Here is a 298-nt window from a genome sequence, read left to right as displayed (position 1 = left end):
CAGGTTAAGGAGTGAGTATAAAATCATGCGTAACGATGTTTTTGAAAGGATGAAAAGATTCGTGATTGATGAAATAAAGCCTAATTACAGTGAAGTCGCAAGACAACTTGAAGTTGATCCCCGAACTGTCAAAGCAGCTTATCAACGAGCTTTAAACGGAACAGTAAAAAGAAAAATAAGAAAAAGCAGAAAAAGTAAACTGGATGGTTTCAAAGATTTAATTGAAGCTAAGTATCAAGCAGGATGTTCAGCCAAAGCGATTTTTGATTTTATTTGCGGTAAAGGATTTCAAGGAAAA

1 pseudogene is annotated in these 298 nt (G+C 34.6%); it reads left to right on the top strand.

What is annotated here, in order from left to right:
• Positions 1-61: 61 nt before the first annotated feature.
• Positions 62-298: pseudogene (locus ON15_RS07370) on the top strand (IS21 family transposase); the annotation flags it as partial.

Source organism: Liquorilactobacillus vini DSM 20605 (assembly GCF_000255495.1).
Taxonomy (GTDB): Bacteria; Bacillota; Bacilli; order Lactobacillales; family Lactobacillaceae; genus Liquorilactobacillus; species Liquorilactobacillus vini.
Note: the sequence above shows the minus strand (reverse complement) of the source record. Positions and strands in the feature narration are given on the sequence as shown.